Below are 26,874 nucleotides of genomic sequence, written 5' to 3' on the forward strand. Positions count from 1 at the left end.
CTCAACTCCTCGGAGATGCAGCAGACATGAGCCTCGTCGTCCTCCTTCTCGGCATGGGCGTCCTGATGGGCGCCGCCGCCCACACCTCGCTCACCGTCTTCACCGTCGCGGCCGCGGTCATCGCCGCGTGGCTGGTCGGCTTCGCGGTCCGCGAGCGGATCGGCCGCCACCGCGGCTGAGACCCGCCGCCGAGCCGGCCGGCCGAGCGCCCGCGGCGCCCGCCGATCCCGCCCGTCCACCACCGTCCTCGGAAGGGAACACCGTGAACACCGCAACGCACCCGGCCCCCGCCTCCGCCAAGGCGTCCACCGACGCGCCCGGCAAGGCGTCCACCGACGCACCCGCCAAGGCCGCCCTGTCCGCCGCCGAGCGCGGCCGCCGCGACGCCGACGGCATGGCCGTCGCGTCCTTCCTGCTCGGCCTGCCCGGCCTGCTCGTCATGAACATCGTGCTCGGCCCGGCCGCGATCGTCCTGGCGGTCACCGCGTACGCGCGCGGCACCCGCCGCCGGGGCCGCGCGCTGCTCGGCCTGGCGCTCGGCGTCGCCGACCTGGTGGTCCTCGTCGCACTGACCATCGCCGACCACGGCGTCCTGTGGTCCTTCAGCTGACCCGGCCGGCCGAGCCGGCCTGCTCCGGCCGCGCCGGGCCGGTCAGCCGAGGTCGATCGCCGGGTACAGCGGGAAGCCCGCGACCAGGTCGGCGGCCTGCCCGGCGATCCGCTCGGCCAGGCCGTCGGCCAGCACGTAATTGGCCTTCGACAGGCCGCCCTTGGCAGCCGGGGCCGCGCTCGTCCCGGACAGCACCGCGTCGATCAGGTCGGCGATCTCGTCCATCTCCGCGGTCCCCAGCCCCCGCGTGGTCAGCGCGGGCGTGCCGATCCTGATGCCGGAGGTGTACCAGGCGCCGTTCGGGTCCTGCGGCACCGAGTTGCGGTTGGTGACGATGCCCGACTCCAGCAGCGCCGCCTCCGCCTGGCGGCCGGTCAGACCGTACGAGGACACGTCGATGAGCACCAGGTGGTTGTCCGTGCCGCCGGTCACCAGCTTCGCCCCGCGCTTCAGCAGCCCCTCGGCCAGCGCCCGCGAGTTGTCGACGATCGCCTGCGCGTAGGAGCGGAACTCCGGCCGCGCCGCCTCGGCCAGCGCCACCGCCTTCGCCGCCATCACGTGCGGCAGCGGGCCGCCCAGCACCATCGGGCAGCCGCGGTCGACGTGCTCGGCCAGCGTGTCGTCGCACAGCACCATGCCGCCGCGCGGGCCGCGCAGCGACTTGTGCGTGGTGGTGGTGACGATGTTCGCGTGCGGCACCGGGTCGAAGTCGCCGGTCAGCACCTTGCCCGCGACCAGGCCCGCGAAGTGCGCCATGTCCACCATCAGCGTCGCGCCGACCTCGTCGGCGATCTCGCGCATGATCCGGAAGTTGACCAGCCGCGGGTACGCCGAGTAGCCGGCGACGATGATCAGCGGGCGGAACTCGCGGGCGCTCGCGCGCAGCGCGTCGTAGTCCACCAGGCCGGTGCGCGGGTCGGTGCCGTAGCTGCGCTGGTCGAACATCTTGCCCGAGATGTTGGGCCGGAAGCCGTGGGTGAGGTGGCCGCCGGCGTCCAGGGACATGCCCAGCATGCGCTGGTTGCCGAAGGCCGCGCGCAGCTTCGCCCAGTCCTGCTCGGACAGGTCGTTGACCTGCCGCACGCCGGCCTCGGCGAGCGCCGGGGCCTCCACCCGCTGGGAGAGCACCGCCCAGAACGCGACCAGGTTCGCGTCGATCCCCGAGTGCGGCTGCGCGTACGCGTGCGCGGCGCCGAAGACGCTCTTGGCGTGCTCGGCGGCCAGCGACTCGACGGTGTCCACGTTGCGGCAGCCGGCGTAGAAGCGGCGGCCGACGGTGCCCTCGGCGTACTTGTCGCTGAACCAGTTGCCCATCGCCAGCAGCACGGCGGGCGAGGCGTAGTTCTCGCTCGCGATCAGCTTGAGCATCTCGCGCTGGTCGGTCAGCTCCGCCGCGATCGCGTCGGCGACGCGCGGCTCGACGCCGCGGATCACGTCCAGCGCGCTGCGGAAGGCGGTGGACTCGGTGGTACGGCCGTCCGCCGCATCGGCGGCGGGCGGTGCGGTGAGGTCGTGCTGCTGCGCCATGGCTGTCCTCCGGTCGCGGTACGGGACGGCCCAGGCGCACGGCACATATGTCTTGGACGAGCCGCTCCCCGATGGTTGAACCCATCCCTGCGCGCCAGTCACGGCTCGCGCCGAGCTTATCGCGTCCCGCTCGCGGTCGCTCCGGCTGCCCGGACGCCGGGCGCCGACCACCAGGAGCGCGCGGGGGAACCGCGCCCCCCGCGGTGAACGTCCGGCGTCTAGGCTGCCGGGAGGGGCGACCGGGCCGAAGGGCCGTGACCGGGAGAGGGGAGCGCACGTGAGGGAGTCCGTGCGGGAGCACGTCACCGCCGGGGTCGGCGTCATCGACCTGGACCGCCCGAGCGCGCTGAACGCGCTGGACCTGGCCATGGTGCGGCGGATGACCGACACGCTGACGCGCTGGCGCGCCGACCCCGCGGTCCGCTCGGTGGTGGTGCGCAGCACCTCGCCGAAGGCGTTCTGCGCCGGCGGCGACATCCGGGCGATGCGCGACGCCGGGATGGCCGGCGACGACGCCGCGGTCCGGACGTACTTCTCCGAGGAGTACGCCCTTGACCTGCTGATCGCGCGCTACCCCAAGCCGTACACCGCGCTGATCGACGGCTACGCGATGGGCGGCGGCCTCGGCATCTCGGTGCACGGGTCGGCGCGGGTGGTGACCGAACGCGCGTCGCTGGCCATGCCGGAGAGCGCGATCGGCTTCTTCCCCGACATCGGCGCCAGCTACTTCCTGCCCCGGCTGCCCGGCGCGGTCGGCCGGTGGCTCGGGCTGACCGGCACCCGGATCGGCGGTGCGGCCGCCGTGGAGTGCGGGCTGGCCACCCACTACGTGCCCGCGGCCGAACTGCCGGCGCTGGAGGCCGGCTTGCTCGGCGGCGGGGAGCCGGCCGCCACGCTGGACCTCTTCGCCGCGCCCGCGCCCGTCTCGGAGATCGCCGGGCGCCGCGCCGTGATCGACCGCTGCTTCGGCGCGCCGGACCTGGCCGGGGTGCGCGAGCGGCTGGCCGCGGAGGCGGGGGGCACCGAGACCGGGGGCACCGAGGCGGGGGGCGCCGAGACCGGGGGCGCCGAGGCGGGGGGCGCCGAGACCGGGGGCGCCGAGGAGGACCGGGAGTGGGCCGCGGAGACACTCGCCGTGCTCGACGGCGCCTCGCCGATGAGCCTGCGGATCACCTGGGACCTGCTGCGCGCCGGCGAGGGCGCGACGCTGGAGGACTGCCTCGCCCGCGAGCTGGAGCTGGCCGTACGGACCGCGCGCGAGCCGGACTTCCACGAGGGCGTGCGCGCGCTGCTGGTGGACAAGGACCGCAGACCTGCCTGGTCGTCGCGCGGGTAGCTCAATATGTGAGACCGAGGTGTCAGAATACGGACCGGGCGGCGTAGGGTGACGCCAGGTCCGCCGGCCGTGCGCGCCCGCGGGACCGCCGACGACGACGTCACGACGATTGGAGCGCCATGCCCCGGGAATGGGACGCGCGGACCTACGACTCGCTGCCGCTGCCGCACCTGGGATGGGGCCTGCGGACCCTGGGCAGGCTCCCCTTGCGCGGCGACGAACGGGTCCTCGACGCGGGCTGCGGCACCGGGCGGGACACCGAGGGCCTGCTCGACCGGCTGCCGTCCGGCAGGGTGGTCGCCGTGGACGGGTCGGTCCGGATGCTGGACCAGTTGCGCGAGCGGCTGGCCTGCCGGCTGGACCGGGTCGACGTGGTGCACGCCGACCTGACCCGGCCGCTGCCCTTCGACGGAACGGTCGACGCGGTGTTCAGCGTGGCGGCCTTCCACTGGATCGAGGACCACGACGCGCTCTTCGCCTCGCTGGCCTCCCGGATGCGCGCCGGCGCCCGCCTGGTCAGCGACTGCGGCGGTCGCGGCAACATCGCCGCGGTGAACGCGGCGGTCGCCGAGGTGCGCGGCGCCGCGCCCGGCGGCTGGGAGTTCGCGGGCGTGGCGGACACCGAACGCCGGCTGGCCGCCGCCGGCTTCACCGACGTCGAGGTGCGGCTGCGGCCCGACCCGGCCCGCTTCGAGCCGGGCGAGCAGCTGGAGTCGTTCCTGGCCACGGTGATCCTGGGCCCCGATCTCGACCGGCTGCCGGCCGAGGAGCACGAGCCGTTCGTCAAGGCGGTCGCGGCCCGGCTCGCCGAACCGGTCGTGGACTACGTCCGGCTGGAGATCTCCGCGGTCAGGGCGTAGCCGGGCGGCCGGGAAGACCCGGCGGCGGCTGTGCGTTCAGCGTTGTTAAGGTGTGATCGTTCGCCCGGCCGACCTCCGCACGCGCTCTGCCCCGCACCGCGGCGCCCCACGCGTGCCCCCACGTGCACGCCCTCTGCCCGCCTGCCCGCCGGCTCCTCGCGCGGGCCCGCATCCGCCCGAGGCCGTATGAGCCCGCAGAAGCGTCCCACCATCGCCGACATCGCGGCGGCCGCAGGTGTGTCCAAGGGCGCGGTCTCCTACGCGCTCAACGGCAAGCCGGGCGTCTCGGAGCAGACCCGCGCGCGCGTGCTGGAACTGGCCGCGCGGATGGGCTGGCACCCCAGCAGCGCCGCCCGCGCGCTGTCCGACGGCCGGTCCGGCGCGATCGGCCTGGTCGTGGACCGACCCGCGTGGGTGCTCGGCATCGAGCCGTTCTTCACCCAGCTGATCTCCGGCGTGCAGGCGCAGTTGGCCGGTACGGGCACCGCGCTGATGCTCCAGGTGACCGAGGACGCGGCGGCCGAGGAGGCCGCCTACCGGCGCTGGTGGGGCGAGCGGCGGGTGGACGGCGTGCTGCTGGTGGACCTGCGCGAGGACGACCCGCGGCTCGGCCTGCTGGCCGAACTGGGCCTGCCCGCCGTAGTCGTGGGACACGCCGACCCCGCGCCGGGCCGTCCCTCGGTCTGGCTGGACGACGGCGCCGCGGTCCGCGAGGTGCTCGCCTACCTCGCCGCCATGGGACACCGCAGGATCGCCAGAGTCGCCGGCCCCGCGCACTTCGTGCACACCCGCGAGCGCGGCGAGGACTTCGCCGCCGCGGCCGGCGAACTGGACCTGTCGGAAGTGCGGTGCGTGCACGCCGACTACTCCGGCGACGAGGGCGCCCGCGCCACCCGCCGGCTGCTGTCCGGCGCGAACCGGCCGACCGCGGTGGTCTACGACAACGACGTGATGGCCGTCGCCGCGCTCGGCGTGGCGCAGGAGATGGGCATCGCGGTCCCCGGCGAACTGTCCGTCGTCGCCTGGGACGACAGCGAGCTGTGCCGGCTGGTGCACCCCGCGCTGACCGCGGTCAGCCGCAGCGTCCCCGACTACGGGCGGCGCGTCGCGGCGGCGCTGCTCGCGCTGATCGACGGCGAGGACGTGCCCGACACCCGGCTCGACGCGCCGGTCCTGGTGCCGCGCGGCAGCACCGCGCCCGCCGCGGCCCGCGCCCGCCGCTGACCGCGCGACCCTCCGCGTTCCGGCGTTCCGGCGCACCGGCGCACCGGCGGGGCGACTGTAGCGGCGTTCCGGCGTTCCGGCGGGGGCGGCTGTAGTGGCGCACCCGGTACCGGCGCACCGGCCGTAACGGCTCCGCGCAGGTCACCGGCCAACCCCGGCGGCCTGCCCGTTGTTTCACGGTGTTTCAGGTGTCCGAAGCGTGTCCGACGCCTTGACGTCCCGTGATGCGCGCGAGTTAAATCACGTCGCGATATAAGGCGTGAAACAAGTCGTGAAACAACCGTGCGGGCCCCCTCGCCGCACGGCGCTTCGCGTCACTCGTGCGCGGTCGTCCGTGCCGGCCCCGCCCACCAGGGCGGCCCGGCGCGCCCCCGTGCCCCCCACCGAGAATCCGCCGAGAAAGGCGACGACCCATGAGCGCAGCCCCCCACGGCCGCCGGCCGCGGCGGCGCACGCGGCGCATCCTGCTCGGGATGCTCACCGCGGGCGCCGCGGCCCTCACCCCGGTGCTGGCCCTGTCCGCCACCGCCCACGCCGCCGGCGAGAGCGTGCAGGTGTACCTCACCACCACCAGCGACTCCGGCGGCCGCAACGTCGTCAAGGGACTGGAGCAGCAGGCCCCGATCAGCTTCGCCTCGGGCACCGGCGGCTCCGGCCAGAACGTCACGGTCGACGAGAACACCGCCTACCAGCAGTTCACCGGCGCCGGCGCGTCCTTCACCGACACCGCCGCGTACCTGATGAACTCCAGCGGCGCGCTGTCCGCGAGCACCCGCAACACCGTCATGACCAAGCTCTTCGACCCGGTCAACGGCATCGGCATCGACTTCCTGCGCAACCCGATGGGCGCCTCCGACCTGGCCCGCTCCAACTACACCTACGACGACATGCCGTCCGGCCAGACCGACCCGAGCCTGGCGCACTTCTCCATCGCGCACGACCAGACCGACGTGCTGCCGCTGACCAAGCAGGCCAAGCAGCTCAACCCGGCGCTGAAGGTGATGGGGACGCCCTGGACCCCGCCGCCGTGGATGAAGGACAACGGCTCCTACGTGCACGGCTGGCTGCAGTCGCAGTACTACGCCGCCTACGCGCAGTACTTCGTGAAGTACATCCAGGCCTACCAGGCGGCCGGCGTGCCCATCGACTACGTCTCCGCGCAGAACGAGCCGACCGTCGGCGGCGACTACCCGGGCGCCGACTGGAACGGCTCGGGCCTGGCCTACTTCACCAAGAACGACCTGCTGCCCGCGCTGCACGGCGCGAACCTGTCCACCAAGGTGCTGGCGCTGGACTGGAACCCCGACTCCTACGCCTCCTTCGCTGCGCCCACCGTGGACGACGCCTCGATCCGCAACGACCCCAACTTCGGCGGCATCGCCTGGCACGGCTACGAGGGCAGCGTCAGCACCCAGACCGACATCCACAACCAGTACCCGAACGTGCCCTCCTTCGACACCGAGCACTCCGGCGGGACGTGGATCGGCAACCAGCAGAAGGAGGACATGGAGAACCTGATCGACTACACCCGCAACTGGGGCCAGAGCTGGGTCAAGTGGAGCCTGGCCGTCGACCAGAACATGGGCCCGCACAACGGCGGCTGCGGCACCTGCACCGGACTGATCACCGTGCACAACGGCGACAGCCGCAGCGGGCAGGTCGACTACACCATCGAGTACTACACGATGGGCCACCTCACCAAGTTCGTGAAGCCCGGCGCCCACCGGATCGACTCCGGCGACAACTCCACCATCCGCAACGTCGCGTGGAAGAACCCCGACGGCTCCAAGGCGCTCATCGCCTACAACGAGTCCGCCTCGGCGCAGCAACTGCGCGTCAACTGGGGCAACGAGAACTTCGCCTACACCCTGCCGGCCGGCGCCTCGGCGACCTTCACCTGGTCCGGCACCCAGGGCTCCGGCACCGGCACCGGCCACACCGGCGCCATCACCGGCTACGGCGGCAAGTGCGTGGACGTCGCGGGCGGCGCCAACGCCAACGGCACCGCGGTCCAGCTCTACGACTGCAACGGCACCGCCGCGCAGGCGTGGACCGCCTCCGGGGCCACCCTGCAGGCGCTCGGCAAGTGCATGGACGTGACCGCCGCGGGCACCGCGGACGGCACACAGGTGCAGCTCTACGACTGCAACGGCACGGCGGCCCAGCAGTGGACGAGAGGCTCCGGCGGCACGCTGGTGAACACCGGCTCCGGCAAGTGCCTGGACGCCACGGGACCCAGCTCCGCCAACGGCACCCGGCTGCAGATCTGGACCTGCACCGGAGGGGCCAACCAGCAGTGGACGGCGCCGGCCGCCTGATCGGCCGCCGGGGGAGCGGGAGGAGCCGGAGGAGCCGGAGGTACCGTTTCGTCGGCTGATGTTCCGCCCGACGTTGACCCAAGTGGCCCTGCGCGGGTGGGAGCAACCGTGACCTGACGCCTACTCTTGACGAGCCGTCCCGTGCCGCCGCCGCGTGCCGCCGCCTCCCGCGGCGGCACGCCTGGCGCGTACGGGCGTCTCGTACGCCGCGCCCGCTCACGCGACGAGGAGAGTCCGGTGTCGATCGTCCGCAACGAGGATGCGCTGTGGCGCCGGACGTCGGTGCGCTCCACCGCGATGGCGCTGCCACCGCTGGCCGTGGCGGTCGTCCTCGCGGTCAAGTGGCCGCTGATCGACTCCAGCGCCGGGCGGCTGGGCTCGGCCGACGGGGAGTGGCTGGCCGCGGCCTGCGCCGCCGCCTTCATGACCTGGGTCTGCTCGGCCACCGCGCAGCAGGGCGCGGTCGTCGAGACGCTGCCGCCGGGACGGCTGCTGGCCGCGCAGTTCGCCGCCTCGGCCGCCAACCACGTGCTGCCCGCCGGGGTCGGGGGCAACGCGGTCAACCTGCGCTTCCTGATCCGCCGCGGACTGAGCCCCACCCGGGCGGTCGCCGCGCTCGCGCTGCGGGCCGGCGCCGCGGTGATCGGCCGGTGCGCGCTGCTGCTGGTGGTGCTGGTCTCCTTCCCCGGCGCCCTGCACATCCGCCGGGTGGCCGCCGGCGCCTCGGCGCCGGCGGCAGCCCGCTGGTGGTCGGCCTGGTGGCGGCGGCCGTGCTGACCGGCGCGGTGGCACTGGTCCGCTGTGCGCGGGGCCTGCGCGAGCGGCTGCGCGCGCTGCTGGCGTCGGCCGCCGCCGACCTGCGGGCGCTGCACCGCAACAGGGCGCGGGTCGCGGCGCTGTGGGGCGGATCGCTGGCCTTCCCCGCGACCCACGCGGCGGTGCTGGTCGCCGTCGCGCAGTCGGTGCACGCGTCGGTGCCGGCCAGCGGCGTGGTGGCCGCCTACCTGTGCGCGAGCACGGCGACCGGCTGGCTGCCGACGCCCGCCGGGCTCGGCTCCCTCGACGCCGCGCTCGGACTCGCCCTGGTGACGGCGGGCGCCTCGGCGGTCGCCGCGACGTCGACGGTGCTCGGCTACCGCCTGGTCACCGCGTGGCTGCCGCTGGTCCCCGGCGTGGTGGTGCTGGCGGTGCTGGTGCGCTGCCGCGAGCTGTAGCGACCCGCCCGCGCGAAGCAGCACGGCCGCTGGGGCACGGGAGCGCTCTCCCGTGCCCCAGCGGCCGTCGCCCGTGGTGAGGACGCGCGGGTCAGGCCCTGCGGCGCCCGGTCCACAGCGGGGTGATCACCGCGATCAGCACGGCCGCGACCCCCACCTGGAAGCCGTGGCGGATCCAGTCGACACCGCTGGTGTCCCCGACGCCGAAGGCCGCGGCCAGACCGTTGCCGACCAGGCCGCCGATGATGCCGACCAGCACCGTGGCCCACAGCGGGATGGGCTGCCGCCCGGGCAGCACCAGGCGGGCCAGCAGGCCGATGATCAGTCCGGCGATGATCGCCCACAAGATGGACATGCTGTCCCCTCTTCTCTTCTCTGTCGTCGTCTCTTCGTCTTGTCTTCGTCTGGTCTGCGAGTCCGGTCTTCTCAACCGGCTACTGCCCCATGACACCCGGTACATGCAGCCGGCCCGAGCAGGCGGTGGAACGGGCGTAGGTGACGGAGCGTGGGGAAGACGCCGCTGCGCGAGGCGAACGGCCTGCGCGAGGCGCGCGGGGGACACCGGGGTCAGGGAGGCGGAACCGATGGCGTCACATCTCCTGGGAGGACGCGGCTCGCGCGGCCGGGGCGAACACGCCGTGCACGCCGGGATGGAGCCGGCCGGGCGGGCGGGGTTCGCGGCGCGCGGGGTGATCTACCTCCTGGTCGGGTTCCTCGCCCTGCGGATCGCCTTCGGCGACGGCGGCAAGGAGGCCGACCGGCAGGGCGCGCTGCACCAGATCGGCGCGCAGCCGTTCGGCACGGCGCTGCTGTGGCTGCTCGCGGCCGGGCTCGCCTGCATGACGCTGTGGCGCGCGGCCCGCGCGGTCTACGGCCGGGCGAAGACCGGGAAGCGGCTCGCGGACGCGGGCCGGGCGGTCTTCTATGCACTGGTGTGCTGGGGCACCGCCGCCTACGCGAGCGGCTCCGGCGGCTCCGGCGGAGGGGGCAGCGACAAGGAGTCCAAGGACTGGACGGCCGCCGCGCTGAAACTGCCCGGCGGCCAGTGGATCGCCGGCGCCGCCGGGATCGCCCTGTGCGCGGCGGGAGCCGTCATCGCGGTGCGCGCGGTCCAGCGCCACTTCCTGCGGAAGCTGGAGACCGGCCGGATGGGACGACGCACCAGGTCCGCGGTCACCGCCTCGGGCGTGGCCGGCGGCGTCGCGCGCGGCGCGGTCTACGCCGGCGCCGGCGTCTTCGTGACCGTCGCGGCGGTCCGGTTCGAGCCCGGGCAGGCCAAGGGCATGGACGACACCCTGCGGACCTTTGCGCACACCGCCGCCGGGCCCTGGCTGCTGGCCGCGGTGGCGGTCGGGCTGCTGCTGTTCGGCCTGTTCTCGCTGGCCTCGGCGCGCTGGCGGCGGCTCGACGACACCGGCTCCTGAGCGCGGCGGCAGCCCGGCCGCCGGGTCAGCGCCGACGGCGGCGCCGGGGGGCGTACGACCACCCGGCGCCGAAGCCGGCGAGGTGTAGGGCGACGAAGAACAGCCCCGCGATGGTCAGGCTCTGCGGCGTGAACGCCGCGTCGGTGCTGGTGCTCGTCACGTTGATCAGATAAGCGATCGCGAAGACGACGGCGCCCACGGCTGCGAACATCGCGCGTCCTTCCTGCCGGCGGTCGGCGCGGACGCCGACGACGCTTCCACGGTGGGCGCGGGATGCGCCTCCCCGGCATCGGCTTCCCGCCACGGCGCCCCGCACGCACGCGCGTTCGGGCCGGGGCCGGGCCCTTCGGCACCGGGCGCGCGGCGCCGGCGGGCCGGACGCCCGCGGGGGTCACTCGTCCTTGGTGGGCACCGTGGCCGTCTCCAGGAAGAAGTCGTCGATGCCCTGGACCGCCTGGAGGAAGTCGTCCAGGTTCACCGGCTTGGTGACATAGGCGTTGGCGTGCTGCCGGTAGGCCGCGGTCACGTCGTCCGGGGTGGCCGAGGTGGTGAGCACCACCACGGGGATCAGGCACAGCTCCGGGTCGTCCTTCAGGACGCCCAGGAGTTCGCGGCCGTTCATCCGGGGCATGTTGAGGTCCAGGACGATCAGATCGGGCACGCGGGTGTCAGGGGAGCGCAGGTGCTCGAGTGCGGCGACGCCGTCGGTGGCGCGGGCGATCGAGCGCACCGTCCCCTTGGCGCTGAGCGCCTCCTCCACGAGGAGCGCGTCGGCCTCGTCGTCCTCCACGAGCAGGACCTCGTACGAGTGCTGGGGCAGCAGACTGTTCACGACGGAGCTCCTGGTTCGCAGGGGGAGGGGATGGCGGTCGGCCGGCCGGCGGAACACCAGGCCGGGCCAGCGGCGGCGCGCGCCCTGGCGGGTCATCCCCCAGGCGCGGCCGAGTTCGGGATACGTGGCGCCCGAGCGGGCGGCGTGCTCGGCGGCCTGCGCGGCGCGGCTCTCCACGGCGCGCGCGAGGTGGGCCAGCACCCGCAGCCGCTTCAGCGGCTCCGCGGCGGGGCCCGCCACGCTCATGCCCGCCGGGCGCACGCCCAGCGCGCCCGCGGCGCCTCCCGCGTCCGCGCCCGGTCCCGCCGCCGTGCCCGCGACGGCGGGACCGGCCACGGGCGCGGCGGACGCGGCCGGCGCGGTGACGCGTGCCGCGAGCAGGGTCGCGATGTCGTCGACCGCCCGCTCGGCCAGCTCGGTGAGCAGGGCGTGGTGGAACGGCGCGGAGGACGGAGGGTCGGACACCTGCCCTACCCTATCGTTCGGCGGGGGCCGCGCCGACAATGCCTGTTGTCGTCCGGGGTACGATGGCCCGCCGCACAAACCCGTGGCATGTTCGACCCGCAGGTCCGCCCCCGCGGACCGGCGGGCATGTCCCTTCGAGGAGCCGACGTGACCGGCAGCGGAGCCGTCCCGGGCAACGACGTGCCGGAGGCGGCGGAGCCCGCCTCCGAGCCGCCGGAGCGAAACGACCCCATAGCGCCCCCGCGCGGCCAATGGACGCCCGGCGCCTGGACCACCCGGCGCTGGCTGACCACCGGCATGAGCGCCGCGATCGCCCTGCTGGCGGTCCTCGCCGTCGCCGGGGCCTGGGTCTTCGGCCGCACCACCGACGTCTCCGACCACCTGGTCGGCGTCAGCTCCCCCGCGCTGGTCTCGGCGGTACGGCTGGAGAGCGCGCTGCTGGACCAGGAGACCGGCGTCCGCGGCTACGGACTCACCGGCCAGACCTCCTTCCTCGACCCGTACACCGACGGCGTCGCACGCGAGCGCGACGCCGTGACCCGCATCCGCACGCTGCTCGCCCACGACCACGCCGCGCTCGCCGACCTCGACCGGACGCTCGCCGCCGCCGAGACCTGGCAGAGCAGGTTCGCCCGGCCGATCGCCGCCGCGCCGCCCGGCCGCCCCGTGGCGGTCGCGTCCGAGCGGGCGGACGAGGCCAAGCGGGACTTCGACGCCGTGCGGGCCGGCACCACCCGGCTGCAGCGCACCCTGCAGGCGGTCCAGGCGCACGACCGGGCCGAACTCGACCATGTGCACCGGCTGCGCAACTGGATCTTCTCGCTGATCGTCCTGGTCGTCCTGGTGCTGGTGGTGATGATCTTCGAGGGGCTGCGGCGCGGTGTCACCGCGCCGCTGACCCGGCTCACCGACGACCTGCGCCAGGTCGCCGACGGCGACTTCGACCACGAGGTCACCCCCAGCGGTCCCGCGGACATGCGCGCGCTCGCCGCCGACGTCGACCGGATGCGCGCCCGGCTCGCCCGCGAACTGCGGTTCAGCGACACGGCCCGCAAGAGCCTGGACGCCCAGGCCGTCGACCTGCAGCGGTCCAACGCCGAGCTGGAGCAGTTCGCCTACATCGCCTCCCACGACCTGCAGGAGCCGCTGCGCAAGGTGGCCAGCTTCTGCCAGCTCCTCCAGCGCCGCTACGCCGACCAGCTCGACGAACGCGCCGGCCAGTACATCGCCTTCGCGGTCGACGGCGCCAACCGCATGCAGACCCTCATCAACGACCTGCTCGCCTTCTCCCGGGTCGGCCGGGTGCACGGCGAGACCGCGGAGGTCGACCTGGAGGAGGTCTTTGGCCGGGCCGAGGACGCGCTGAGCCTGGCGATAGCCGAGACCGGCGCCGAGGTGACCCACGACCCGCTCCCGGTGCTGCACGGCGACGCCACCCAACTGGGCATGCTGATGCAGAACATGCTCTCCAACGCGATCAAGTTCCGCTCCCCCGACCGGCCGCCGAAGGTCCACCTGTCCGCCTGGCGGGAGGACGACCACTGGGCCTTCGCCTGCGCCGACAACGGCATCGGCATCGAACCGGAGTTCGCCGAGCGGGTCTTCGTGATCTTCCAGCGGCTGCACACCCGCGACGCCTACCCCGGCAACGGGATCGGCCTGGCACTGTGCAAGAAGGTCGTGGAGTTCCACGGCGGCACCATCGGTATCGACCCCGCCCACGCCCCGGGCGCGCGGATCACCTTCACCCTGTCCGAACCCGCAGTTCCCGCCGTGCTGGAGGCGGCACGCCCGTGACCGCCGACGACACCACCGACGACGTCTCCGTCAGACTCCCGCGGCAGGGCGGTCCCGCCGACGCGGCGGCGGGACCGCCGCGGCTGCTGCTGGTCGAGGACGACCCGGGCGACGCGCTGCTGGTCGAGGAGTACCTCTCCGACGCCCGGCTGGACGCCGACCTCGAGTGGACCCAGACGCTGGCCGGGGCGCTCGCCTCGGCCGCCGAGCGGCCGCCGGACTGCGTGCTGCTCGACCTGCACCTGCCGGACGCGGTCGGCATGGCCGCGGTCCGCCGGATGCAGCGCGCCTGCCCGGACGCGGCGGTCATCGTGCTGACCGGCCTGGCCGAGGACAAGGCCGGCGTCGACGCGGTGGCGGCCGGCGCACAGGACTACATGGTCAAGGGCACGGTCAGCGGCGAACTGCTGGACCGGGCGGTGCGCTACGCCGTGCAGCGCAAGCACGCCGAACGCACCGCGGCGCAACTGCGGGTCAACGAGCAGCGGCAGGCGGAGAACCGCCGGCTCGAACGCGGCCTGCTGCCCACGCCGCTGCTGCACGACACCCCGATCACCCCGACCTCCTGCTACCTGCCCAGCCGCGAGGGCGCCCTGCTGGCCGGGGACTTCCTCGACGCGGTGCAGACGCCGGACGGCACCGTGCACGCCGTCATCGGCGACGTCAGCGGGCACGGCCCGGACGCCGCGGCGATGGGCGTGTGCCTGCGCATCGCCTGGCGCTCGCTGGTCCTCGGCGGCCACCGCGAGGCGGACCTGCTCGGCCCGATGGACCGCCTGCTGGGCGCCGAGCGGACCGCGGGGTCGATGTTCGCCACGCTCGCGCTGCTCGCGCTGCCGCCGGGGACGGGCACGATCCAGGTGGTGCTGGCCGGCCACGAGGCGCCGGTGCTGATCGACGCCGACGGGGTGCGGCAGCTGCGGGTGCCGCCCGGCCTGGCTCTGGGCATCGCGGGCGACGAGGTCCGCTGGCAGGCCACCGAGCTGCCGCTGCCGCAGGCCGGCGCGCTGCTGCTGTGCACCGACGGGCTGATCGAGGGCCACGCGGGTCCGGGCCGCGAACGCCTGGGCACCGACGGCCTGCTCGCGCTGATCGCCTCCGCCGCCGACCGCCGCGGCCAGGACCTGCTGGACCACCTCACCAGCACGACCAAAGCGCTGGACGCGGGCCGGCACCTCGACGACGTCGCCGTGCTGCTGCTGGAGTGGGACCGCCCGCTGTGACCGGCCGCCGGCTGAGCGGCCGGCGCCCGTCCGCGGCGGCGCCGACCGCCTCGACGGCCGCGCGGGGCGGGCGGAGCCGGTGCGGGGGGGCGCGGCGCGCCGGTGCGGGGGGCGCGGCGCGGATCCAGCGGGCAGGCCCTACTTCGCCTCCGCGTAGCAGCGCACCGCGTGCGTCTGCAGCGGGAAGCGCACCGGTGTGGCGCCGAAGACCAGCCGGCGGGCCTCGTCGCCGGCCGCCTCGACGGCCGCCCGCACCGGCTCGGCCAGCTCCCGCGGGGCGTGCACGATCACCTCGTCGTGCTGGAAGAACACCAGCCGCGGCTCCGGGCCGATCGCGGCCAGCCGCCGCCGCAGCGCCGCGAGCATCGCCAGCGCCCAGTCCGAGGCGCTCGCCTGGATCAGGAAGTTGCGGGTGAAGCGCCCCCAGGAGCGGGCCGCGCGGCGGTCGGTGGACGCGCCGTCCCCGGGGTCGGCGTCCTCGTCGAGGAAGCGGTCGGCGGAGGGCGCGGGGGAGGTGCGGCCGAGCCGCGAGCGGACGACCCCGCCCGCCTCGCCGGTCCGGGCCGCTGACTCCACCAGGGCCAGCGCGGCCGGGAAGCGCCGGCGCATCACCGCGAGCAACTGCCCCGCCTCGCCGCTGGTCTGCCCGTACATCGCCGCCAGCAGGCCGATCTTGGCGCGCGGGCGGTCGCCGCGGAACGCGTCGAGGGCCAGCGCCGCGTACAGGTCGTCGCCGGCCGCCGCGGCGCGGACCAGCCCGGGGTCGGCCGACATCGCGGCCAGCACCCGCGGCTCCAGCTGGCCGGCGTCGGCGACCACCAGCCGGTGCCCGGGGTCGGCGACGACCGCGGCCCGCAGCAGCCGCGGGATCTGCAGCGCGCCGCCGCCGCGGGTCGCCCAGCGGCCGGAGACCACGCCGCCCACCACGTACTCGGGGTGGAACCTGCCGTCGCGCACCCAACTCTCCCGCCACGCCCAGCCGTGCGCGGCGTGGATCCTCGACAGCTCCTTGTACCGCAGCAGCAGTCCGGCCGCCGGATGGTCCACCCCGCGCAGCTCGTACGAGCGGGTGGAGGCCAGCCGCACCCCGGCGCGGGCGAAGGCGGGCAGCATCTGGGCCGGCGAGTCGGGGTTGACCGGCCGGCCGCCCAGCGCTTGCTGGATGCGCAGCGCCAGCTCGCCGAGCAGCGCCGGCCGCGCGCCGCCGGCCGGGCGCGGGCCGAGCAGCCCGGTCAGCAGCTCGTCGTGCACCGAGGCGCTCCAGGGCAGGCCGTCGCGGCCCATCTCCACCGCGGCCAGCGCCCCCGCCGACTCCGCGGCGCACAGCAGCCGCATCCGGTCCGGGTGCTCGCCGCCCGCCGTCCGGCGCTGCTGGTCGGCGTGCACCTCCACCAGCGCGGCGAGCGGGTCGACGCCCGGCGGCAGATGACGCCGGTCGGCGGCGAACAGCACCGGCTGGTCGTCCGCGCCGGGCTCGGGGGCGTCCTCCGGCTCGGGGAGGCCGTGCAGCCGCGCCCACGCCGCGCCGAGCGAGCGCGGCCTGCCGTGCCGGCCCTCGCGCCCCAGCAGCAGCGACTCGACGAGCTTCGCGTCGTGGCAGCGGGCCGGGCGACCCGAGCCGCGGTCGAGCAGCCACGGGTAGACCTCGTCGGTGGCCGCCCACACCCAGCGCGGCGCGTCCGCGGCCTCCCGGCGCGCGACCTCGGCCGCCAGATCCGCGTGCCCGCGCGGCGGCCCGGCGACCGCGCCCGCCTCGGTCAGGTCCTGCGACCGCCCGCTTGGGCCCACCGGGTCAGGGACGACGGCCACCCGCGCGCCACCCGCGCCCTCGCCCGCCGCCATCACGCCTCCCGCCGAGCCGTCCCGGCGGACCGCCGCCGCTCCGGCCTTGCGCCGTTCCGCCCCTGCTCCTGGCGCCGACGATAGACGCGGCCACCGACAACCTCATGACGATGGCCCGCACGGCGGGTCAGCCGTGCGGGCCGTGCGGGCAGCACTCAACGCCGGCGCTCCCGGGACGCGCGGCGCAGAGCGCCGGTGACCCGGGGGGCCGGTCAGGACCCGCGGACCGGGTCCCGCGCCTCGAACGCGGCGGGACCGGACCGGCGGGGTGCGGCGTCAGGACCCCTGCTGGGCCTTCTCCACCGACTTGCGCACCTCGTCCATGTCGACCGCGCGGGCCTGGGCGATGACGTCCTCCAGCGCGGGCGCGGGCAGCGCGCCGGGCTGGGCGAAGATCGCCACCTTGTCCCGGACGATCATCAGCGTCGGGATCGACTGGATCTGGAACGCGGCGGCCAGCTCCGGCTGGGCCTCGGTGTCGACCTTGGCGAACACGAGGTCCTCGTGCGCGTCGGACGCCTTGTCGTAGACCGGCGCGAACATCTTGCACGGTCCGCACCAGTCCGCCCAGAAGTCGATGAGGACGAAGTCGTTGGACGAAACGACCTCGTCGAAGTTCTCCTTGGTCAGCTCCAGAGTGCTCATGACCGCTCAACGGGCCGCGACGGCCGGAAATTCCTTCCCGCGCCCGGGGAGCCCTTCACTCGTCCGGGTGGTGCGGGGCCGTACCGCAGTGGCGTGCGGCGGCCCGGCGTCGTTGATCAGCCCATGGCGGCAAGCAAGTGGGTCAGGCAGGAGTTCGCACCGGTCGCGGCGGTCGAGGGCGGCATGATGCCCCCGGCCCGAGCAGAAACGCTTCTGCAGAGCCGGGACGCGCCCCTCTACGCGGCTCTGGCCGACCAGTGGCGGCTGGCCGGCCGCATGGTCCCGGGCCAGACGGACCCCGAATGGGCGGAACTCGTCGGCCGGGTGCCGCGGCTCAGCGGGGTCTGAGCGCGGGGCGCGCTGCGGACCGGACGTCCGGGCGGGTTCCCGGGCGGCTTCCCGGGCGCGGTCCGGGGCTGCCGTCCGGGCGGGATTCCGGGCGGGCTCCGGTGCGCGTCCCCGGGCGCGGTTCCGGGCTCAGCGCGCGGGGCGGCCGGGCGCGGGGAGCGGCCGGCCGGGCGGCGGCCCGTCGTAGCCGCCGCCCGGCCGCATCCGCAGCGGGCGCTCGGCGTACTCCTCCAGCGCGTGCGCGATCCAGCCCGCCGTCCTGGCCACCGCGAAGACCGTCTCGCCGGCCTCCGCGGGCATCCCCGAGGACACCGAGAGCACGCCGAGCGCCAGGTCGACGTTGGCGTGCAGCGGGGAGTGCCGGGCGGCGGTCGACACCACGTCGCGGGCGGCGGCCAGGGCCGGGGCCGCCGCGGGCACGTCGGCGAGCAGTCGCAGCAGCAGCCGGGCCCGCGGGTCCTCGCCCCGGTACAGCCGGTGCCCGAGGCCGGGGACCGGCCGCCCGGCCCGCAGGTGCTCGGCCACCACCGGGCCCGCGCCGCGCTCCAGCACCTCGCCGAGCATCCGGTGGACCAGCCCGCTGGCCTGGCCGTGCAGCGGGCTGTCCAGCGCGCCGAGGCCAGCGGACACCACCGCGTAGGGGTGCGCCCGCGCGGAGGCCGCGACGCGCGCGGCCAGTGTGGACGCGGCCAGGCCGTGGTCGACGAGCAGCGCCAGCGCCGCGTCCAGCACCCGCAGGGACGCCTCGTCGGCGGGGCGCGCCGTCAGCCGCGACCACAGCCGCCACGGCAGCCGCCCGGCGCCCCGGTGCGTCCGCCCGGCCGGCGGCAGCGCCTCGACCAGCGTCGGCAGCAGGCTGCGTGCCGAGCCGAGCACGGCTTCGGGCGACAGGTCGAACCGCAGCGGGTCCGCGGCGGCCGCCGCGACGACCGCGACCCGCAGCCGGTCCACCGGGCCGCTGCCGCCCGGCAGCGCCCCCGCCGCCCGGCGCGCCGCGGCCAGCGGCTCGGGCGGCGCCTCGAAGCGGACACCCGGCCGCAGCTCCCCGGTCCACAGCCACTCGGCGACCTCCTCGTACGAGAACGCCTCGGCCAGCGCGACCGCGTCGACGCCGCGGAAGTAGTAGCGGTCCTCACCGATCAGGGTGACGCCGGTGCGCAGGCGGCCGAACACGCCGCCGGACGCGTCCGGGGCGCCCGGGGCGCCCGTGGCGCCCGTGGGAGTCGCGGGGGTCGCGGCGCCCGGAGGAACCGCGCCCGTGGGGGAGTCCGCGAGGAAGGCGCCCGCCCGGGGCCCGGCCTCGGCCCGGACGGCGAACGGGTCCGTCCCCCCGTCCGGCGTCCCGCCCGCCGCGGCCACCGCGCCCGTCCTGCCACGCCGGGCCAGCGCCGCGACCTGACCGGGGTCGAACGTGCTGCCGCGGCCCCCGGCCGCCCTGCGGCTGTCGAGCAGCCCGCGGCTGACGTAGGCGTAGAGGGTCTCGGGTTTGACGCCGAGCCGCCTGGCCGCCTCGCGGGTACTGATCCGGTCCTCGTGCTCGTGCTCGGCGGCCGGCCGGACGCGGGACGACCCCGCACCGCCCGGCCCGCCACCCGCCGGTCCGTCGCCCGCCGGCTCGCCGACGGGCGGTCCGTCGCCCGTCGCCCCCTCCGCCGACCCCGCCTCCTGGTTCGTCATGGGCACACCGTAGCGGCATCCTCCCCGCCTTGACTATTGATTCAATCAACATTGACAGGTTGACGATCAATCATGGACAGTCGCCTGTACACCCCGCGTCACCCAGGAAGGACCACCCCCATGCCTGTCACTTCGGCGAACGCCCCGATCGACGTACCGCGCGGTCTCAAGGGCGTCGTCGTCACCGAGACCGCGCTCGGCGACGTCCGCGGCGACGAGGGCTTCTACCACTACCGGGAGTTCTCCGCCGTCGAGCTGGCCGAGAACCGCACGTTCGAAGACGTCTGGCACCTGATGTTCTTCGGCGTCCTGCCGGACGCCGCCGCGCGCGCGGACTTCACCGCCAGGACCGCCGCCCTGCGCCGGCTGCCCGACGAGGTGCGCGACGCGCTGCCGGCGATCGCCCGCGCCACCGGGCCGGCCCGCTCGCCGGGCTGCGCACCGCGCTCTCGCTGACCGGGGCCGCGGCGGGCTTCGAGCCGCTCTACGACATCGGCCCCGACCGCAGGCTCGCCGACGCGCTGGCCGCCTGCGCCGCGGTGCCGACGCTGCTCACCGCGCTGCACCGGCTGGGGCGCGGACTGGCGCCGGTCGAGCCGCGCGAGGACCTGCCGCACGCGGCGAACTACCTGTACATGCTGACCGGCCGGGAGCCCGAGCCGGACCGGGCGCGGGCGGTCGAGCAGTACCTGATCTCCACCGTCGACCACGGCTTCAACGCCTCGACGTTCACCGCCCGGGTCATCGCCTCCACGGGAGCGGACCTCGCGGCCTGCCTGGTCGGCGCGGTGGGCGCGCTGTCCGGCCCGCTGCACGGCGGCGCGCCCAGCCGGGCGCTGGACACCCTGGACGCCATCGGCAGCGTGGACCGGATCGACGACTGGCTGCGCGAGCACGTGCTCGCGGGCGACCGGATCATGGGCTTCGGCCACCCCGTCTACCGCACCGAGGACCCGCGCTCGCGGATGCTCAAGAAGATCGCCCGGTCCTTCGGCGGCGACCTGGTGGACTTCGCGGTGCGGGTCGAGGAGCGCGCCGAGGCGATACTCGCCGAGCTGAAGCCCGGCCGCGACCTGCACATCAACGTGGAGTTCTTCGCCGGCGTGGTGATGGAGCTGTGCGGGCTGCCGAGGGAGATGTTCACGCCCACCTTCGCCGCCGCCCGGGCGGTGGGCTGGAGCGCCAACGTGCTGGAGCAGGCGCAGGACAGCAAGATCATCCGTCCGGCGGCCCGCTACGTCGGCCCCGCCCCGGCCCGCCCGGTCCCGGTGGGCTGAGGGCGGGCCGGCCGTGGCCGTGGGCGCGGAGTGCGCGGCGGGCCCGGAGCGCGCGGCGGGCGCGGGCGGTGTCCGGCGGGGCGCGTGGACGACATACTTACCAGTCGGTAGGCTGCGGTGGCAGTGGCTCCCGCCGGACGGCGGGAGCGCGGGCCCTGCGGAGGAGTCAGCGTGCGTGCCATCCAGATCACCGGGTTCGGCGGCCCCGAGGTGCTGCGGCTGACCGAGCTGCCCGACCCGGTGGCCGGGCCGGGACAGCTGCTGGTCGACGTCGCCGCGGCCGGCGTCAACTACGCCGACACCCACACCGTGGAGGACAGCTACCTCTCCAGCAGCACCCTGCCGCTGGTCCCCGGCGGGGAGGTCGCCGGACGCACCGCGGACGGCCGGCGCGTCGTCGCCCTCACCGACAACGGCGGCTACGCCGAGAAGGCCGCGGTCCACGAGTCCCTCGCCCACGACGTCCCGGCGCAGGTGTCCGACGCGCAGGCGCTGGCGCTCGTGGTCCAGGGCGTCACCGCCTGGCACCTGCTGCGCACCTCCTCCCGGCTCGCGCACGGCGAGAGCGTCGTGGTCCACGCCGCGGCAGGCGGCACCGGCTCGCTCGCCGTCCAGCTCGCCAAGGAGTTCGGCGCGGGCCGCGTCATCGCCACCGCCTCCGACCGGGCCAAGCGGGACCTGGCCGTGGAGCTGGGCGCGGACGTCGCGGTGGACCCCGCCCCCGAGGGGCTCAAGGAGCGCCTGGTCGAGGCCAACGGCGGCAGTCCGGTGGACGTCGTGCTGGAGATGACCGGCGGGCCGGTCTTCGACGCCTCGCTCGCCGCCCTCGCCCCCTTCGGCCGGCTGGTGACCTACGGGATGGCCTCGCGGCAGCCCGCCACCCCCGTCGAGCCCGCCCGGCTGATGGGCCGCTCCCGCGCCGTCGTCGGATTCTGGCTCGCCCACTGCCTCGGGCGGCCCGGCATGTTCCACGAGCCGCTCGCCGAACTCCTCGACATGACCGCCAAGGGAACACTGAAGCCGCAGGTCGGCGGCGTCTACCCGCTGTCCGGCGCGGCCCGCGCCCACCAGGACCTGCGGTCCCGTCGCACCCGCGGGAAGCTCGTGCTCGACGTCCGGCGTTGACCCTGCCGGGGCCGAGCGGAAGGCCGGTCGCGGACTCACCCCCGTGGGCGGAACCCGGCGGGGCCCGCCGCTCGTTGCCCCGGTGGGTAGAGAGCATGTGAGGAGCCGCACGCGGCGCCTCGGCAAACCCGCGGCGCACCCGGGCCTGGCCCGGGGAGGTCCGCGTCCGGCACGACCCGGGAGGGGCCTTGACCAGAAACCGTTTCGCGGCCGACCGGGGACTGACGACCCGCATGGTCGTCACCATGTTCCTGATCGGGCTGCTCTATGTCGTCTTCGTCGGCGCGCTGCTGGCGCTGCTGCGCGGATCGTGGCCGCTGATCCTGGTGATCGCCGGGCTGCTGTTCGTCGCCCAGTTCTGGTTCAGCGACCGCATCGCCGCCTTCAGCATGGGAGCCCGCGAGGTCACCCCGGAGGAGGCGCCGGAGCTGCACGGCGTCGTCGACCGGATCTGCGCGCTGGCCGACATGCCCAAGCCGAAGGTCGCCATCGCCGACTCCGACGTGCCCAACGCGTTCGCCACCGGCCGCAACCGCAAGAACACCGTGGTCTGCGCCACCACCGGCCTGCTGCGCCGGCTGGAGCCGGACGAACTGGAGGGCGTCATCGCCCACGAACTCTCCCACGTCGCCCACAAGGACGTGGCGGTGATGACGATCGCCTCCTTCCTGGGCGTGCTCGCGGGCGTGATCACCCGCATCGGGCTGTGGGGCGGCTTCCGCCGCGGCGGCCGTGACGCGAACACGGCGATGATCGCCGTCCTGGTGCCGGTGGTCAGCGCCGTGGTCTACGCGATCAGCTTCCTGCTCACCCGGATGCTGTCGCGCTACCGCGAGCTGTCCGCCGACCGCAGCGCGGCCCTGCTGACCGGACGGCCCTCGTCGCTGGCCTCCGCGCTCACCAAGGTCAGCGGGCAGATCGCCCGCATCCCCACCGAGGACCTGCGCAGGTCCCAGCCGTTCAACGCGTTCTACTTCGCCCCCGCGCTCAGCGCCGGCGCCTCGATGTCGCGGCTGCTGTCCACCCACCCGACGCTGGAGAGGCGGCTCGAACAGCTCGCCGGCATCACCGCGGAACTGGACCGCCGCTGATGGGCCTGCTCGACGTGCTGCTCGGCCGCAGCAAGCCGGTCCGCCCCGACCTCGACCAGCTCTTCGGCCTCACCTCCGCCGCGATCACCCTGCGCGCGGCGAGCGAACTGCGGCCCACCGGGCTCGGCTCGGTGTGCTTCGCCGCCGTGGAGGGCGGGGCGTTCGCCGAGATCCAGCAGGACCTGCACACCCTGCTGGCCACCGAGTCCAGCCGCGACTCCTACGGCTACACCTGGCTGCTCTCCCGGCACGACCCCGAGGACACCACCGGCCTGGTCACCGACCTGCACGCCGTCAACTCCACGCTGGAGCAGCACGGGTTCGGCCCGCAGCTGCTCTGCTCCCTGGTCGGCTTCGCGGATCCGGAAGGACGCTCGCTGGCGCTGGTCTACCTCTACAAGCGCGGCAGCTTCTACCCGTTCGCGCCGCTGCCCGGCGAGAAGCGGGACAACGCGCTGGAACTCCAGGTCAAGGCGCTGGTCCACAACGACCTGCGGCTGGAGGACGACCTGTCGCGCTGGTTCCCGGTGTGGGGCGCGCCGGGGCTGTGACGCGACGGAGGGTCGGCGGAACGGAACGGACTGTGCCTAAGCTGGAGATCATCAGCCGCGCATCCGTGGAGGCATCCGCATGACCGCGTACGACCCGAACGACGTGACCCTCACCCGCGAGGACTGGGTGGCCGACCAGGCCAGGCGCTACGAATCCTCGGGGGGCACCGAGGGCACCGACATGAAAGGCGCGCCGTGCCTGCTGCTGGACTACCTCGGGCGCAAGAGCGGCACCTGGCACCGGACCGTGCTCATCTACGGCCGTGACGGCGAGGACTACCTGATCGTCGCGTCCAAGGGCGGCGCGCCCACGAACCCTCTGTGGTTCGACAGCCTGGTCGAGCACCCGGAGGTCCACCTGCGGGTCGGCACCGAGCGGTTCGCCGCCCGCGCCGAGGTGCTCTCCGCCCAGGACAAGGCCCGCGTCTGGCCCCACCTGCTCGAGGTCTGGCCGCCGTACGCGGACTACCAGAAGAAGACCGACCGGGACATCCCCGTGGTCCGCCTGCGCCGCGCGGGCTAGCCCCCGCGCCCCGGCGCGGTGACGGTGCGCCGCACCCATGGCGCGGCCGCACCCGAGGCGCGGCCCGTGGGCCGGACGGCTCAGCGCCCGGCGCCCAGGTGGAGGTCGAGCGCCGCCAGCGCGGCGGCCAGACGGGGGGTGCCGCAGACGCGGGCGAGGTCCGCGGCGTCGTCGGCGAGGGCGCGCGCGCCCTCGTGGTCGCCGGTCATCGCCCGCGCCAGCCCCGCGCGGGCGGAGTACAGCGCGCGATCGCGCACATAGGCCGCGTCCTGCACGGCCAGCGCCTGCTCCAGCAGGGGCCCGGCCGCGGCCGCCTGCCCGAGGTCCAGCAGCGCCTGTCCGGACTGGGCCGCCAGCTCCGCCCCGTCCAGCCAGTACAGCCACGCGGGCCCCGGGTCCCCGGCCGACCGGTCGAGCTGCCGCTCGGCCTCGGCCGCGGCGCGCCGGAACGGCCCCTCGGCGCCCGCCGCGGCGTGCGCGCGGCCGAGCCGGACCGCGGCGAGCGCGCGTACCGCCGGGGGAGCGCCGCCGGCCGCGCGCACCGCCGCCTCGGCCGCGGCCAGCGCGTCCTGCGGGCGTCCGGCGACGACCGCCTGGAGCGACAGACCGCCCCACAGCCCGACCGACAGCGCGCGGTCCCCGCAGCTGTGCGCGAGCCGCAGCCCGGTCAGGAAGTGGCGCTGGGCCGCCCCGTGCCGGCCGGTGTCGGTGGCCGCCCAGCCGCCGAGCTGCGCGAGGTCCGCCGCGACCCGCAGCAGCCGCCGCTGCACCGCGCCGGTGTGCGCGCCGCGGGACAGCAGGCCCGACACCAGCCGCAGATCCGCCTCGACACGGTGGCTCACGGCCGCGCCGCCGAGCCGGTCGTCCAGCCGGCGCAGCCCCAGCACCCCCGCCTCCAGCCACTCCACGACCGAGCCGTCCAGCGGCCGCAGGCCCCTCGGCGGGGCGGCGCCGTCACCGGTCCCGCCGATCAGGTCGGTCCGGTCGTGCTCGCCGCCGCCCGCCCCGGTGGTGAACGGCCCGCCGGCCGCGCCGGGCAGGCGCACCGCGGCGGAGCGCTCGGCGGCTGGCCGCGCGGCGCCCGGCGGCCCGGCGTTCCGGGCGGGCTCCGCGGCCGTCCTCGGCGCCTGGACCGGCACCCGGCCGCGCCGGCGCACCGCCGCGGAGGAGGCGTTCACGGGGCGGTTCGCCGCGGTCCTCGCCGCGGCGCCGGCGGGGGAGTCGGTCTCCGCCGACCCCGCCGCCGCGCCGGCCGCGGCGGTGGTCTCCGCCGTCCCCTCCGCCTCCGCCGCGTCCCAGTCGGCGATCGCGTCGAGCAGCGCCGGACCGTCGCAGGCCGGGAAGCCGCGCGCGTCGCCGCCGGCGTCGTCGACCAGTGAGGCGAGCGCGGTGCGGCTGCCCTCGACCGTCCACGGCAGGCCGTCGGGCATGCCCCCGTGCGCCGGCAGCCACCGCGGCCACGGCCGGGTCTCCAGCTCGCGGGCCGGGATGCCGAGGGCCCTGGCCAGCGCCCGCTGGCTGTCCGCCTCGGGGACCACGCCCCAGTGCTCCCAGCGCCACACCTTCTCCCGGCGGGCCGCCATCGGCACGCCCAGCGCCCGGGCGTGCTCGGCGATCACCCGTGCCAGGTCCTGGTAGCTCCAGCCGTGCCGGCGCCGGACGTAGGCGAGGGGATGGGCGGACGCGGCGCCGTCCTCGTGAGCCACGTGCTTGCCGTCCATTCCACCCGGTCCCCACTGCCGCGTGCCAACACAACCACGATCAGGCTTTCGAATATCAGGTGCGGCACCGCCCGCGCCAGCCGCACAGCGTCCGACGGCGTGCCGCCGCGCGCCTCAAACCCCGGTAACCATACGGGACTACAGCAAGACAACAGGTGCAGCCTTGTAGCCGGGGGCCGTTTACCGGTTGGCTGTTCGCGATCACTCGACGTAACACGTGCCGTGGAGGGCTGCCCGCGGATGACCCCACCGCCGCCACCCTTCCGCTTCAGCCGTGGCAAGGACGACGTGGCCTTCGACCCCGCTCTGGGTGACGAGGAACTCATCGCTGCCCGTGCCGCGTTGGCGCAGGGACGGTGGACCGAGGTGCGCGCCCTGCTGGCCAGGACCGGCGCCGACTGGGACAGCCGGGGGCACCGCCTGGTGGTGCTGGGCGAGGGGAAGTCCGCCGCCGCCTGGGCGCGGGAGTGGCAGCTCGCGGAGCCGGAGAGCTCGGACGCCACCGCGCTGACCGCCTCGGCCGCCGTCTTCCGCGCCGCCGCGGGCAAGCAGAGCCCGGAGTCCGCCCGCGAGGCGTGCCTGCGCGCGGCCAGGATGACGCCCGGGGACCCCACCCCGTGGCTCGGCCTGCTGGTGCTGGCCCGCCGCACCGGCACCGACGACGACCAGGTCCGCGCCTTCGACCAGGTCCGCGGCCGGCACCGCGGCCACCACCACGCGCACTATCTGATGACCATGTGCCTGGCGGAGCGTCAGAAGACCGACGGGGACGACCCGTTCCACGAGGTGTACGAGTTCGCCGAGTGGGCGGCGGGCGAGGCCGGGGAGGGCTCGCCGCTCGCGGTGCTGCCGCTGGTCGCGCTGGTCGAGCGGTTCCGGGTGCTGGCCGGGGCCGGCGTGCTGCCCGGTGATCCGCGCGGGCTGCCGTACTGGACCAGCTCGCGGGCCCGCACCAGCCTGCGCTGGGCCTTCGACTGGTGGCTGGACTGGGAGGGCGTCAGCCACCCCCGGCTGGCGCTGGACATGAACTACCTGGCCTTCGGCAAGTTCCACTCCGGCGACACCGTCGCCGCTGCGGCGCTCTTCAACCGGATCGGCGCGCTCGCCACCCGCGCGCCCTGGTCGTACACCGACCGCGATCCGAAGAAGGAGTTCCGCTCCGCGCGCAACTACGCGCTCGGTTTCGGCTCCTCGTGAGACCGACGCCGGGCCTGCCCCACCGACACCGCACCAGCTTCCGGGAA

25 protein-coding genes, 1 pseudogene and 1 riboswitch are annotated in these 26,874 nt (G+C 75.5%); of the genes and pseudogenes, 18 read left to right on the forward strand and 8 right to left on the reverse strand.

Translation table 11 applies throughout. The features are described from left to right. Window positions 1-26 precede the first annotated feature (26 nt). Window positions 27-179 (forward strand): hypothetical protein, encoded by a 153-nt coding sequence (locus tag VSR01_RS34445; RefSeq protein WP_326452903.1) that lies wholly within the window; start codon window positions 27-29, stop codon window positions 177-179. Window positions 180-355: 176 nt separating this feature from the next. Next, window positions 356-610 carry a DUF4190 domain-containing protein gene (locus tag VSR01_RS34450; RefSeq protein WP_326453969.1) on the forward strand — a complete coding sequence of 85 codons (255 nt, stop codon included), beginning with the start codon at window positions 356-358 and terminating at the stop codon, window positions 608-610. Window positions 611-652: 42 nt separating this feature from the next. On the opposite strand, the gene VSR01_RS34455 is transcribed toward VSR01_RS34450, so the two are convergent. After that, window positions 653-2,137, reverse strand: coding sequence for a glycine hydroxymethyltransferase (locus VSR01_RS34455; RefSeq protein WP_326452904.1), 1,485 nt, complete (start codon window positions 2,135-2,137; stop codon window positions 653-655). A gap of 21 nt (window positions 2,138-2,158) precedes the next feature. Next, window positions 2,159-2,249: riboswitch (ZMP/ZTP riboswitch) on the reverse strand. Window positions 2,250-2,414: 165 nt separating this feature from the next. Between VSR01_RS34455 and VSR01_RS34460 the strand changes: the two genes are divergently transcribed. From VSR01_RS34460 to VSR01_RS34485, 6 genes are all read left to right on the forward strand, one after another. Next, entirely contained in the window at window positions 2,415-3,473 is a 1,059-nt protein-coding gene (locus VSR01_RS34460) for an enoyl-CoA hydratase/isomerase family protein (protein ID WP_326452905.1), read from the forward strand. Window positions 3,474-3,592: 119 nt separating this feature from the next. Then, window positions 3,593-4,333, forward strand: coding sequence for a class I SAM-dependent methyltransferase (locus tag VSR01_RS34465; RefSeq protein ID WP_326452906.1), 741 nt, complete (start codon window positions 3,593-3,595; stop codon window positions 4,331-4,333). A 186-nt stretch (window positions 4,334-4,519) separates the two neighbouring features. Next, window positions 4,520-5,557: a LacI family DNA-binding transcriptional regulator gene (locus tag VSR01_RS34470; protein ID WP_326452907.1), complete on the forward strand. Its 1,038-nt coding sequence runs from the start codon at window positions 4,520-4,522 to the stop codon at window positions 5,555-5,557. Between the two features lie 413 nt (window positions 5,558-5,970). Then, complete coding sequence (locus VSR01_RS34475; protein WP_442785604.1) at window positions 5,971-7,875, forward strand: ricin-type beta-trefoil lectin domain protein; 1,905 nt, start codon at window positions 5,971-5,973, stop codon at window positions 7,873-7,875. Window positions 7,876-8,112: 237 nt separating this feature from the next. Beyond that, window positions 8,113-8,652: a hypothetical protein gene (locus tag VSR01_RS34480; protein ID WP_326452908.1), complete on the forward strand. Its 540-nt coding sequence runs from the start codon at window positions 8,113-8,115 to the stop codon at window positions 8,650-8,652. Next, window positions 8,622-9,089: a lysylphosphatidylglycerol synthase domain-containing protein gene (locus VSR01_RS34485; protein WP_326452909.1), complete on the forward strand. Its 468-nt coding sequence runs from the start codon at window positions 8,622-8,624 to the stop codon at window positions 9,087-9,089. Before VSR01_RS34480 ends, VSR01_RS34485 begins: the two co-directional genes overlap by 31 nt. A gap of 91 nt (window positions 9,090-9,180) precedes the next feature. On the opposite strand, the gene VSR01_RS34490 is transcribed toward VSR01_RS34485, so the two are convergent. Continuing rightward, window positions 9,181-9,444, reverse strand: coding sequence for a GlsB/YeaQ/YmgE family stress response membrane protein (locus tag VSR01_RS34490; protein ID WP_326452910.1), 264 nt, complete (start codon window positions 9,442-9,444; stop codon window positions 9,181-9,183). A gap of 229 nt (window positions 9,445-9,673) precedes the next feature. Between VSR01_RS34490 and VSR01_RS34495 the strand changes: the two genes are divergently transcribed. After that, window positions 9,674-10,513, forward strand: a complete 840-nt coding sequence (locus VSR01_RS34495) for a DUF1206 domain-containing protein (protein ID WP_326452911.1) — start codon at window positions 9,674-9,676, stop codon at window positions 10,511-10,513. A gap of 25 nt (window positions 10,514-10,538) precedes the next feature. On the opposite strand, the gene VSR01_RS34500 is transcribed toward VSR01_RS34495, so the two are convergent. Both VSR01_RS34500 and VSR01_RS34505 read right to left on the reverse strand, forming a co-directional pair. Beyond that, window positions 10,539-10,724, reverse strand: coding sequence for a hypothetical protein (locus VSR01_RS34500; RefSeq protein ID WP_326452912.1), 186 nt, complete (start codon window positions 10,722-10,724; stop codon window positions 10,539-10,541). 180 nt (window positions 10,725-10,904) lie between these two features. Then, window positions 10,905-11,591, reverse strand: a complete 687-nt coding sequence (locus VSR01_RS34505) for a response regulator (RefSeq protein ID WP_442785739.1) — start codon at window positions 11,589-11,591, stop codon at window positions 10,905-10,907. Between the two features lie 366 nt (window positions 11,592-11,957). Between VSR01_RS34505 and VSR01_RS34510 the strand changes: the two genes are divergently transcribed. After that, window positions 11,958-13,607: a sensor histidine kinase gene (locus tag VSR01_RS34510; protein WP_326452914.1), complete on the forward strand. Its 1,650-nt coding sequence runs from the start codon at window positions 11,958-11,960 to the stop codon at window positions 13,605-13,607. Next, the gene (locus tag VSR01_RS34515; protein WP_326452915.1) at window positions 13,604-14,830 is read left to right on the forward strand and encodes a PP2C family protein-serine/threonine phosphatase; all 1,227 of its coding nucleotides are present in this window, start codon (window positions 13,604-13,606) and stop codon (window positions 14,828-14,830) included. The genes VSR01_RS34510 and VSR01_RS34515 overlap by 4 nt, the downstream gene beginning before the upstream one ends. A 138-nt stretch (window positions 14,831-14,968) precedes the next feature. On the opposite strand, the gene VSR01_RS34520 is transcribed toward VSR01_RS34515, so the two are convergent. Both VSR01_RS34520 and trxA read right to left on the reverse strand, forming a co-directional pair. Continuing rightward, the gene (locus VSR01_RS34520; RefSeq protein ID WP_326452916.1) at window positions 14,969-16,672 is read right to left on the reverse strand and encodes a bifunctional 3'-5' exonuclease/DNA polymerase; all 1,704 of its coding nucleotides are present in this window, start codon (window positions 16,670-16,672) and stop codon (window positions 14,969-14,971) included. Window positions 16,673-16,948: 276 nt separating this feature from the next. Next, entirely contained in the window at window positions 16,949-17,317 is a 369-nt protein-coding gene (gene trxA, locus VSR01_RS34525) for a thioredoxin (RefSeq protein ID WP_326452917.1), read from the reverse strand. A gap of 123 nt (window positions 17,318-17,440) precedes the next feature. On the opposite strand from trxA, the gene VSR01_RS34530 reads away from it, so the two are divergent. Beyond that, window positions 17,441-17,665: a hypothetical protein gene (locus VSR01_RS34530; RefSeq protein ID WP_326452918.1), complete on the forward strand. Its 225-nt coding sequence runs from the start codon at window positions 17,441-17,443 to the stop codon at window positions 17,663-17,665. A 129-nt stretch (window positions 17,666-17,794) separates the two neighbouring features. Here the strand turns inward: VSR01_RS34530 and VSR01_RS34535 are convergent, their stop codons facing one another. Next, window positions 17,795-19,342, reverse strand: a complete 1,548-nt coding sequence (locus tag VSR01_RS34535; protein WP_326452919.1) for a citrate/2-methylcitrate synthase — start codon at window positions 19,340-19,342, stop codon at window positions 17,795-17,797. 120 nt (window positions 19,343-19,462) lie between these two features. Here VSR01_RS34535 and VSR01_RS34540 point away from each other — a divergent pair. The 5 genes and pseudogenes from VSR01_RS34540 to VSR01_RS34560 all read left to right on the forward strand — a co-directional run bounded on the left by VSR01_RS34540 (window position 19,463) and on the right by VSR01_RS34560 (window position 23,909). Continuing rightward, window positions 19,463-20,619 (forward strand): annotated as a pseudogene (locus tag VSR01_RS34540) (citrate synthase). A gap of 171 nt (window positions 20,620-20,790) precedes the next feature. Continuing rightward, window positions 20,791-21,744 carry a quinone oxidoreductase family protein gene (locus VSR01_RS34545; protein WP_326452920.1) on the forward strand — a complete coding sequence of 318 codons (954 nt, stop codon included), beginning with the start codon at window positions 20,791-20,793 and terminating at the stop codon, window positions 21,742-21,744. Window positions 21,745-21,932: 188 nt separating this feature from the next. Then, the gene (htpX, locus tag VSR01_RS34550; protein WP_326452921.1) at window positions 21,933-22,835 is read left to right on the forward strand and encodes a zinc metalloprotease HtpX; all 903 of its coding nucleotides are present in this window, start codon (window positions 21,933-21,935) and stop codon (window positions 22,833-22,835) included. Continuing rightward, on the forward strand, window positions 22,835-23,386 hold the full coding sequence (pspAB, locus tag VSR01_RS34555) for a PspA-associated protein PspAB (RefSeq protein ID WP_326452922.1): 552 nt from the start codon (window positions 22,835-22,837) through the stop codon (window positions 23,384-23,386). The genes htpX and pspAB overlap by 1 nt, the downstream gene beginning before the upstream one ends. A 79-nt stretch (window positions 23,387-23,465) precedes the next feature. Further along, entirely contained in the window at window positions 23,466-23,909 is a 444-nt protein-coding gene (locus tag VSR01_RS34560) for a nitroreductase family deazaflavin-dependent oxidoreductase (protein ID WP_326452923.1), read from the forward strand. Window positions 23,910-23,989: 80 nt separating this feature from the next. Here the strand turns inward: VSR01_RS34560 and VSR01_RS34565 are convergent, their stop codons facing one another. After that, window positions 23,990-25,615, reverse strand: a complete 1,626-nt coding sequence (locus VSR01_RS34565; protein WP_326452924.1) for a hypothetical protein — start codon at window positions 25,613-25,615, stop codon at window positions 23,990-23,992. Between the two features lie 255 nt (window positions 25,616-25,870). Between VSR01_RS34565 and VSR01_RS34570 the strand changes: the two genes are divergently transcribed. After that, window positions 25,871-26,827 (forward strand): hypothetical protein, encoded by a 957-nt coding sequence (locus tag VSR01_RS34570; RefSeq protein WP_326452925.1) that lies wholly within the window; start codon window positions 25,871-25,873, stop codon window positions 26,825-26,827. The last annotated feature ends 47 nt before the right edge of the window (window positions 26,828-26,874 follow it).

The organism is Actinacidiphila sp. DG2A-62, from assembly GCF_035825295.1.
In the GTDB taxonomy this organism is placed as follows: domain Bacteria; phylum Actinomycetota; class Actinomycetes; order Streptomycetales; family Streptomycetaceae; genus Actinacidiphila.

Excerpts from the sequence above, each read along its gene's own strand:
- VSR01_RS34470 (WP_326452907.1), top strand. The coding sequence starts at position 4,520 with ATGAGCCCGCAGAAGCGTCCCACCATCGCCGACATCGCGGCGGCCGCA.
- VSR01_RS34520 (WP_326452916.1), bottom strand. The coding sequence starts at position 16,672 with ATGGCGGCGGGCGAGGGCGCGGGTGGCGCGCGGGTGGCCGTCGTCCCT.
- VSR01_RS34570 (WP_326452925.1), top strand. The coding sequence starts at position 25,871 with ATGACCCCACCGCCGCCACCCTTCCGCTTCAGCCGTGGCAAGGACGAC.
- VSR01_RS34495 (WP_326452911.1), top strand. The coding sequence starts at position 9,674 with ATGGCGTCACATCTCCTGGGAGGACGCGGCTCGCGCGGCCGGGGCGAA.
- VSR01_RS34455 (WP_326452904.1), bottom strand. The coding sequence starts at position 2,137 with ATGGCGCAGCAGCACGACCTCACCGCACCGCCCGCCGCCGATGCGGCG.
- VSR01_RS34505 (WP_442785739.1), bottom strand. The coding sequence starts at position 11,591 with ATGAGCGTGGCGGGCCCCGCCGCGGAGCCGCTGAAGCGGCTGCGGGTG.
- VSR01_RS34465 (WP_326452906.1), top strand. The coding sequence starts at position 3,593 with ATGCCCCGGGAATGGGACGCGCGGACCTACGACTCGCTGCCGCTGCCG.
- VSR01_RS34475 (WP_442785604.1), top strand. The coding sequence starts at position 5,971 with ATGAGCGCAGCCCCCCACGGCCGCCGGCCGCGGCGGCGCACGCGGCGC.
- VSR01_RS34500 (WP_326452912.1), bottom strand. The coding sequence starts at position 10,724 with ATGTTCGCAGCCGTGGGCGCCGTCGTCTTCGCGATCGCTTATCTGATC.
- pspAB (WP_326452922.1), top strand. The coding sequence starts at position 22,835 with ATGGGCCTGCTCGACGTGCTGCTCGGCCGCAGCAAGCCGGTCCGCCCC.
- VSR01_RS34530 (WP_326452918.1), top strand. The coding sequence starts at position 17,441 with ATGGCGGCAAGCAAGTGGGTCAGGCAGGAGTTCGCACCGGTCGCGGCG.
- VSR01_RS34560 (WP_326452923.1), top strand. The coding sequence starts at position 23,466 with ATGACCGCGTACGACCCGAACGACGTGACCCTCACCCGCGAGGACTGG.
- VSR01_RS34445 (WP_326452903.1), top strand. The coding sequence starts at position 27 with ATGAGCCTCGTCGTCCTCCTTCTCGGCATGGGCGTCCTGATGGGCGCC.
- VSR01_RS34490 (WP_326452910.1), bottom strand. The coding sequence starts at position 9,444 with ATGTCCATCTTGTGGGCGATCATCGCCGGACTGATCATCGGCCTGCTG.
- VSR01_RS34535 (WP_326452919.1), bottom strand. The coding sequence starts at position 19,342 with ATGACGAACCAGGAGGCGGGGTCGGCGGAGGGGGCGACGGGCGACGGA.
- trxA (WP_326452917.1), bottom strand. The coding sequence starts at position 17,317 with ATGAGCACTCTGGAGCTGACCAAGGAGAACTTCGACGAGGTCGTTTCG.